Origin of the sequence: Neisseria sp. HMSC078C12 (assembly GCF_001838065.1) — a bacterium.
In the GTDB taxonomy this organism is placed as follows: domain Bacteria; phylum Pseudomonadota; class Gammaproteobacteria; order Burkholderiales; family Neisseriaceae; genus Neisseria.
In genome coordinates this window covers 1-8,625 of sequence record NZ_KV835609.1, presented here as the reverse complement: position 1 = coordinate 8,625, position 8,625 = coordinate 1, and the positions used below count along the sequence as shown (strand labels likewise).

The 8,625-nt window shown below is 48.3% G+C and carries 6 protein-coding genes and 2 tRNA genes; 1 reads left to right on the top strand and 7 read right to left on the bottom strand.

Going from position 1 to position 8,625, the window contains the following annotated elements; genetic code table 11:
* Positions 1-61: 61 nt before the first annotated feature.
* The 5 genes from HMPREF2596_RS06720 to ccoG all read right to left on the bottom strand — a co-directional run bounded on the left by HMPREF2596_RS06720 (position 62) and on the right by ccoG (position 3,627).
* Positions 62-137, bottom strand: a tRNA-Gly gene (locus tag HMPREF2596_RS06720).
* Positions 138-161: 24 nt separating this feature from the next.
* A tRNA-Gly gene (locus HMPREF2596_RS06715) sits at positions 162-237 on the bottom strand.
* A 94-nt stretch (positions 238-331) separates the two neighbouring features.
* Positions 332-892: a CDP-diacylglycerol--glycerol-3-phosphate 3-phosphatidyltransferase gene (gene pgsA / locus HMPREF2596_RS06710; protein WP_070850436.1), complete on the bottom strand. Its 561-nt coding sequence runs from the start codon at positions 890-892 to the stop codon at positions 332-334.
* Between the two features lie 680 nt (positions 893-1,572).
* Positions 1,573-2,139: a FixH family protein gene (locus HMPREF2596_RS06700; protein WP_003746123.1), complete on the bottom strand. Its 567-nt coding sequence runs from the start codon at positions 2,137-2,139 to the stop codon at positions 1,573-1,575.
* 3 nt (positions 2,140-2,142) lie between these two features.
* Positions 2,143-3,627: a cytochrome c oxidase accessory protein CcoG gene (ccoG, locus tag HMPREF2596_RS06695; RefSeq protein WP_049348432.1), complete on the bottom strand. Its 1,485-nt coding sequence runs from the start codon at positions 3,625-3,627 to the stop codon at positions 2,143-2,145.
* Between the two features lie 444 nt (positions 3,628-4,071).
* Here ccoG and tkt point away from each other — a divergent pair, with 444 nt between their 5' ends.
* Entirely contained in the window at positions 4,072-6,051 is a 1,980-nt protein-coding gene (gene tkt, locus HMPREF2596_RS06690; RefSeq protein ID WP_070850432.1) for a transketolase, read from the top strand.
* A 264-nt stretch (positions 6,052-6,315) separates the two neighbouring features.
* On the opposite strand, the gene HMPREF2596_RS06685 is transcribed toward tkt, so the two are convergent.
* Together HMPREF2596_RS06685 and HMPREF2596_RS06680 are read right to left on the bottom strand one after the other, a co-directional pair.
* Positions 6,316-7,737, bottom strand: coding sequence for a surface lipoprotein assembly modifier (locus HMPREF2596_RS06685; RefSeq protein WP_070850431.1), 1,422 nt, complete (start codon positions 7,735-7,737; stop codon positions 6,316-6,318).
* Between the two features lie 121 nt (positions 7,738-7,858).
* On the bottom strand, positions 7,859-8,625 hold a 767-nt coding region (locus tag HMPREF2596_RS06680), incomplete at its 5' end, for a factor H binding protein domain-containing protein (RefSeq protein ID WP_114139667.1).

Sequence of the window (8,625 nt, the reverse complement as noted above, 5' to 3'; positions counted from 1 at the left end):
GCGCTCTACCAACTGAGCTATTCCCGCATATTGAAAAAGAACAATCAACAAGTAATCGGAATGGAGCGGGAAACGAGTCTCGAACTCGCGACCTCAACCTTGGCAAGGTTGCGCTCTACCAACTGAGCTATTCCCGCATTTGAGTGCATCTGAAATTAAACTGGAGCGGGAAACGAGTCTCGAACTCGCGACCTCAACCTTGGCAAGGTTGCGCTCTACCAACTGAGCTATTCCCGCTCTGATATTTGTTGCTTCGTATATCGAAGAAGACGCAATTATTATGGATTTAATCGCGTGCGTCAAGTGTTTTGTTTTTATTTTTTTAAAAAATTTATTTGAATTCCTTCCATGCCATTTTCAGGTAGTAGCACATTGACCAGATGGTCAATACAGATGCTATAAACATCAATATGTTACCGATGAGATAGAAAGGATCGTTATATTTGTCTGTGCCGATAAGCAAAAGGAAGATGGCGATCATTTGGGCAGTGGTTTTGAATTTACCGATGGTTACCACGGCAACGCTGCCGCGTTTGCCCATTTGTGCCATCCATTCGCGCAAGGCAGAAATGGTAATTTCCCGGCCGATGATAATCATGGCGAAGATGGCGTATGTTCTGCCAAGGCTGACGAGCAGGAGCAGGGCAACTGCGACCATGAGTTTGTCGGCAACGGGGTCGAGGAATGCGCCAAAGTCGGAAGTTTGTTTCCAGCGGCGTGCCAAAAAGCCGTCAAACCAGTCTGTAATAGCGGCAAGTGCAAAGATGATGGCGGCTGTCCAGTTGACGGTTTGTGGTTGAATCCATGTGTTCGGTAAATAGAATAGGATGGTGAACACGGGGATTAATAGGACGCGCATCCAGGTAAGTAAAATAGGTATGTTCCAAGGCATGGTTTGGGATCTTTTGGATGATGTGTCGGGTTGTTCATTATAGCTTATTTGTTCACTCTGCTTTTTGAAGTGTTGTTTTTTTGCCGACAAGTATCTCGGGCATAGATTTTTGTCGTGTGGGTTGTGAAGAAAATCTGCTAAGGCCGTCTGAAAAATAGGCTGTTGCGGGGTGTAAATATTTTTGGGTAGAAAAGTAGCTGCGAAATAGTGGGCAATAAGGTCTGCCTGCTGTTCGATATTTAATTGGTTGATGTGGGGTAAGGGGATGGGATAGGCGTAAGCTTTGCGTTTTCTGTATCCGCCTTTGAACATGATGAATAGGCCGGAAAGCCAAACTTTGTGACCGCGCTGGTGTTGCCAGACATGTGTCAGCTCATGAATCAGCCAAATTTTGTAGGCTATGCCGGCTTGAGTGAAATCTTCTGGGCAGTGTTTACGCGGAAAGTATATGTTTCCATTGGGCGCAATGGCGGTATTGGCGTTGGGTAGAAGCGGAATGCCGCGATATATTTTGATGCGGTGGAAGTCTATGCTGTCTGAAAAAACTTGTTTTGCCATGCGGACTTCGTTTTCGGTCAGTCTGCGCCAATCGGAAAAAATCATATTTGGAAGAGAATAAATATAAGAGGGTATGAAGATTTCAGGCCGTCTGAAAGGTTTCAGACGGCCTGGGTCGGGATTTATTGTTCTGTTGAAGCGGCTTGTTTGCCGTTATCGAACAATTTGTCCATGGGTGTCAGGTTGACCGCATTGCCTTGGCTGACTATCCATTTGTTTTCAACACGCCATACGCCTGAGGCATCTTCAACGCGCAAGTACCAATGATTGGTTGGGCGTAAAGGCTTAAAGACGGCTTCGTATTCCATGCGGCCGTTTTGCGGCTCGGCTGTTACGGCGCGCAGCTTGACGGTTTGGTCATCGGCTTTGCGCGTCGGGTGCATCAACAATAGGTTTAATGGCTGTTTGGTATCGAATTGTCCGCTGACGAATACTTTGGCGGCGTTCATATCCGGACTGATTAAAACCTGCACCTGAATTTGCCGTTTAACGGCTTCTTCATCGCGGTGAAGTTGGATTTCGATGTGTTTGCCGTCTTTGTAGTAATCGTCAGACACCAAGTCTGTCGTGTGTTCTTTTGCGACGAAGAACATGGAAACGCTGGCGATAACGACGAAGATGGGGCCGGCCATCAGCACCCAGGGCCAAATATGTTTGTACCAAGGTTTGATTTGGGGTTGTGGGGACACCGTTTATTCTCCGATAAAGGTTGCTTTTTCTTCTAAAGTAGTCGGTTTGGAGTCGGCAGAGCCGGTCTCGCGATAGGTAAAAGTAAATTCGATCGGATGGCTGCCTTTGTCGGCGTATTCGGGAATGGTAGATACCTGTACCGGGATGGTAACGGTTTCCCGCGGCGCAATTTTAATACCGTTTTCAGGCAGGCCGGTCAGCGCGATTTCATCAAAGCCTTTGACGGTTGCAGTCATCAGTTGTTCGTTTTCACTATTGTTGATAATGCGCAGGTTATAGGCATTTTCCAACCAGCCTTGGCTGTTTTCGCGAACCATGACGCCACGGTCTTTCAGGATATCGACTTCGACCATTTTTCGGGTGGAAATGCCGACCAGGAAGGCGATGATGACCACCAGGAGTACTGCGCCATAACCGGCTACGCGCGGACGTTTCAAGCGTTTTTTGATGTCGCTTTCAGGGTATTCGTGTTCCAACGCGCCTTCGGTCGTATAACGGATCAAGCCGCGCTCGTAGCCCATTTTGTCCATGATTTCGTCGCAGGCATCGATACACGCCGCGCAGCCGATACATTGGTATTGCAAACCGTCGCGGATGTCGATACCGACGGGGCAGACTTGCACGCACATGGTGCAGTTGATGCAGTCGCCCAAGCCGCTGTCTTCTTTGTTGGCGGTTTTCTTGCGTGCACCGCGCGGTTCGCCGCGTTCGGCATCGTAAGAAATAATCAGCGTGTCTTTATCAAACATTGCACTTTGGAAACGTGCATACGGACACATATGCAGACAAACTTTTTCGCGCATGATGTGGGCGAAGAAGAAAGTCATGAATCCGTAAAATGCTGCGGCAAACATTGCGCCGCCGCCTGCTGCTCCGGCAAATAAATCAGGAACAAACTGGCGGATCGGGACAAACCAGCCTGCAAAAGTGATGCCTGTCCACGCGCAGACAAGGAAAATCAGCAGGTATTTAGTGGCTTTGATGCGAATTTTAGTAAAGTTCCACGGCGATTTTTCCAGTTTCAAGCGTTTGTTTCTATCGCCTTCGACTAAGTTGTCAATCCACAGCATAATTTCGGTGTAAACCGTTTGCGGGCATGAATAGCCGCACCACAAACGACCGGCAATGGTTGTCCACCAAAACAATCCGAATGCGCAAATCATCAGCAGCAAGGCAAGGTAAATCAAATCGCCCATGCCCAGCGACAGTCCGAAAATGAAGAAATGACGGTCAGGGATATTGAATAAAACCGCCTGACGGCCGCTCCAGTTGAACCATGGAATAACGTAAAATACAAACTGGGTCGCCAATACGGCGGCGATACGCAGTTTGGCAAAGCGTCCTTCTGCCTTCTTAGGATGGATGCGTTCGCCTTCGGGATGGATTTGAATCACGCTGGATTTGGGTTTGGAAGGTTTGGGCGGAGTGGCTTTTGCTGTTTTTTCTGTTGAGGGTGTGGTGTTTTCAGCTTGGTTTTCTGGTGACATTTCAGTGTTCCTTGATGAAGTGCACACAAGCCTGTTGTCATGGTAGTAGTTTGATGTGAATGTTTTCAGACGGCCTTTCGCGTGCATACAAATCATAACATTTGACTCTATTCAAAGCAAAAGAAGGACTTCGTCTTAACAATGGATTCCTTGCGGCCGTTTGATGTAGGGCCGTCTGAAAAGGGCAGTATTCAAAGGTTTGCGAATCAGTCTGTGTGCAAACTTATAGTGATTTGCTATTTACACGATAAAAATATATAAAGTACTGTTTCAAAACGAAATAACAGTTAATATCATCTGTCCCGTCCGTTTCGGGCAACCGAGTGGAAACAGGCCGTCTGACAAAGCGAATATCAAAAGCTATCCTTGAAAGCACGGCTGATTCAGGCGATAATCGGTACACCTTTTTTCATATTTCCAATCTTGTCCAAGGAAGGTCAAACCATGTCTCAACTGGCAAACGCAATCCGTTTCCTCTCAGTCGATGCCGTACAGAAAGCCAACTCCGGCCACCCCGGCGCACCTATGGGTATGGCGGAAATGGCGGAAGTATTGTGGACGAAGTTCCTCAACCATAACCCTGCCAACCCTAAATTCTACAACCGCGACCGCTTCATCCTTTCCAACGGTCACGCGTCCATGCTGCTGTACAGCCTGTTGCACCTGACCGGCTACAACGTATCCATCGAAGACTTGAAAAACTTCCGCCAATTGCACAGCAAAACCCCCGGCCACCCCGAATACGGTTACACCGACGGCGTGGAAACCACGACCGGCCCGTTGGGACAAGGTATTGCCAACGCAGTGGGCATGGCTTTGGCCGAAAAAATCTTGGCTGCCGAATTTAATAAAGACGGTTTGAACATCGTTGACCACCACACTTACGTCTTCATGGGCGACGGCTGCATGATGGAAGGCGTATCGCACGAAGCCTGTTCACTCGCCGGCACTTTGGGCTTGGGCAAGCTGATTGTTTTATATGATGACAACAATATTTCCATCGACGGCAAAGTGGACGGCTGGTTTACCGAAAACATCCCGCAACGCTTTGAAAGCTACGGCTGGCATGTGATTCCAAATGTAAACGGTCATGATACCAATGCCATTCAGACGGCCATTGAAGCGGCCAAAGCCGAAACCGGCAAACCGTCCCTTATCTGCTGCAAAACCTTAATCGGCAAAGGCAGCGCCAACAAAGAAGGCAGCCACAAAACCCACGGTGCGCCTTTAGGTACGGACGAAATCGAAGCCACGCGCAAACATTTGGGTTGGGCATATCCTGCGTTTGAAATTCCGCAAGAAATCTATGCCGCATGGAATGCAAAAGAAAAAGGCGCGAAACTTGAAGCCGAATGGAACGAGCTCTTCGCTCAATATCAAGCCAAATATCCTGCCGAAGCCGCAGAATTCGTGCGCCGCATGGATAAAAAACTGCCGGACAATTTCGATGCATACGTTCAAGCTGCATTGAAAGAAGTGTGCGCCAAAGCCGAAACCATCGCCACCCGTAAAGCCAGCCAAAACAGCATCGAAATTCTGGCCAAAGAGCTGCCCGAATTGGTGGGCGGTTCTGCCGACCTGACCCCGTCCAACCTGACTGACTGGTCAAACAGCGTCTCCGTTACCCGCGAACACGGCGGCAACTATATTCATTACGGTGTACGCGAGTTCGGCATGGGTGCCATCATGAACGGCCTTGCCTTGCACGGCGGTGTGAAACCCTTCGGCGCGACTTTCCTGATGTTCAGCGAATACGAACGCAACGCCCTGCGCATGGCGGCGCTGATGAAAATCAACCCAGTATTTGTGTTTACCCACGATTCCATCGGCCTCGGCGAAGACGGTCCGACCCACCAACCTGTCGAGCAAACCGCCACCCTGCGCCTGATTCCAAATATGGACGTATGGCGTCCGTGCGATACTGTTGAATCCTTGGTGGCGTGGTCTGAAGCCGTTAAAGCGGCCGATCATCCGTCCAGCTTGATTTTCAGTCGTCAAAACCTGAAATTCCAAGCGCGTGATGAGCAACAACTGAACGACATCAAACGCGGCGGCTACGTCATCAGCGAAGCCCAAGGCAACGCCCAAGCCGTCATCATTGCCACCGGCTCTGAAGTTGAATTGGCTCTTGAAGTGCAAAAAGTATTGGCAGAACAAGGTATTGCCGTGCGTGTCGTTTCCATGCCGTCCACCAACGTATTCGACCGCCAAGATGCCGCCTATAAAGCCGCCGTTCTGCCGGAAGGCTTGCCACGCGTAGCCGTAGAAGCCGGACACGCTGATGGTTGGTATAAATACGTCGGTCTGAACGGCGCAGTGGTCGGTATCAACCGCTTCGGCGAGTCAGCACCTGCCGAACTGCTGTTCAAAGAATTCGGCTTTACCGTAGACAATGTGGTTGCTACTGTTAAATCCGTTTTGTAAATCAGATTTTTGATTGAGATAAAAAGGCCGTCTGAAATTTCAGACGGCTTTTTTCTAGGTCTTATCGTTTGGATTTACGAATACAATGATTTGTAATTCAAATAGAAACACTTTAATCAACATCATTTTCGAGTATGTGGGGAATTTTTTTTAATTTAGCAACTGTTTTTCAAATACCTGTTTCTTAGAATTTTCGACGATCTTCCACCTGTGTAGGAAAAAAGGCTGATTGAAACGGCATGTTTTGTTCCCATCCCTGTTACATTAAAACTGTTTCTCCACACTGATGAATGTCTGCATATTTTTGCGGGAATAGAAGCCGCTCATATTACTGTCGATTTTCAGATAACGGAAATTTAAATGCGGCACTAAGCCTTTCCATGCAATTTTATTGTGCCAAATAGAGGCATTTGCCTGATATTCATGATCTTTTCGGGTTAGGCGGTACACCAGGCTACCCGGTGCATCAAAGGTACGGCGGGCGTAGCGCAGGTTGGTGCGGATGCCGAATCCGTTCTCAAACGTTTTCGCCGCGCCGAAGCGTATGCCCTTGCGCACGGATGCCTGCTCCTCTTCTTTGGTCATGTCGTGCGACCAGTCTGCACCGCCGTAGATCAGCCAGTTTTTTGGCGCAGAGTACGCCAGAGTTGCACCCGCCAGCGGCATATGGCTGTTGTAACGTATTGCCGAATCGCTGTTCCGATAGTATTTTTTGATATAACCTGCATTGAGTGAGAGCTGCCATTTTTCGTTCAGACGACGTGAAAAGTCGGTATGGATACCGGTTTCACGATTATAGCGTTTGCCGCCCAGCCAGTTTTTCTCGGTAAACGGTACAATCCCGAAAGATTGCACCGCCGAACGGTTTTTATAGCCTGCCGCCAAGCGCAGGCTTTGCTCGTTAAAATCCTGATTGTCCCAATAATGCACACCGTCGCCGCTGAGGTTACCGTAAACAAAATGATGTCCGCCCACATTGATTTCGCGCGCTACGTCTGCGCCATAGCGGATACCATGCGCCTTTTGCGGCAGGCTCTCAGCAGTTTTATTCCAGCGTCTGCCGTTCCATTCTATAACGCGCTCGGACGAGGCATTATTCACATTATCGGTCTGCTCATATTGCAGTGAAACATCAGGCTGCCAGCTTTGCGCCGATTCAATGGCGGCAAGATAACGGTCGGCAAGTTGCTGCATGAGCGGCTGCAAATCTGGTTTTGCCCGTTTCAATTCAGCTTTTGCCTCATGGTACTGTTTGTTTTCAAACATCATGACGCCCAAATCGAAACGAGGATACGCCAAATCGGGATGTTTCTCCAAAATGCCGCGATAGAGCGAGACAGCTTCATCATGCCGCAACTGACTGCGCCTCAACGCGCCTAAAGCATAATCGTATAAAACGGCATCACGGTCGGGCGCAGCTTTATATTGCGCCAACACGCCTTCCAGTGTCTTCCAGTCCCGTTCGATTAATACACGGTTGATCTGTGCTTCCAATGAGGAATCGGCAGAAAGGTCGTCTGAAAGCCTCTGTTCTGCGGGTTTGTCGTCGGTAAAATCTTTTGAAGGTGTTTCGCTGTTAGGCTGCTTGTCAAAAAATACAGGCGCAGGTACACGGACAACGGGTGTCTCGGCAAGGGCGACCGTTGGGAAAGAGAGCATCAGTAAGACGAGATAGTTTTTATTCATTTTATTCAGTGGGATATGGGTTACAGGAGTATCCTGTCATTATACGGATAACGCAGTGAAAATGGTCGAAAAGGTCGTCTGAAACGGTTTCAGACGACCTTTTGGTTATACTACATCCAAATTAGCGGGAGCCGGCGAAACCGATTTCACCGTCATTAACCGTACCGACGATTTCTTCTGCTTTAGGGCCGAAGAAGCCGAGCGCATAATCGCCACGGTTGGAAGAGCCTTGAATACCGTATCCCTTAATTTCGGTGTTATCGATTTCGTTGGTGTAGCTGCCTTCTCGAATAGACGCTTCGTGCAGATTGATATCGCTGCCGATTCCGGTAATTGTGCCACTGCCTTTTCCGTTGTCAAAGTTAACAGAGTACGCCAATTTGCCCTGACTTACACCATCGCTTGCAATACCTGAGTAGTTAAATTTGCCCGCAGTCGGCAGGGTTTGGGTAGTTTGACCTTTAATCAGGATATAAGTATCGTCAAGTTTTTCTGATTCATTGACTCCTGATCCTCTAACTGTTGTATTAGTCGGATTGATACCTGCAATCAAAGAATAGTTTTGGCGGTAAATATGGGCTTTACCACTTCGGGTAACGGTGTAATTGTTACCAGAAGCATTTGCAATGGCAGTTTCTTGGAAGTTTTGATTGAGCTTTAATTCTTTGAGCGGGTATCCAGATAAATTAATATTGCTGCCGCTGCTGGATTGATTGCCCAGTGTTACATTGTATGATTTAACAGTTGCCCCCGGTGCTCCCAAATCTTTTGCTAATTTTTGAATATCCTCAATTGCGTTGGTTTTCAACCCGCCGTATGAAACCGAAAAGTCAACGCGTGGTGTAGCGTTGCCGGAAGTATTGCTATTGTTGCCGGGAGTATTGCTAT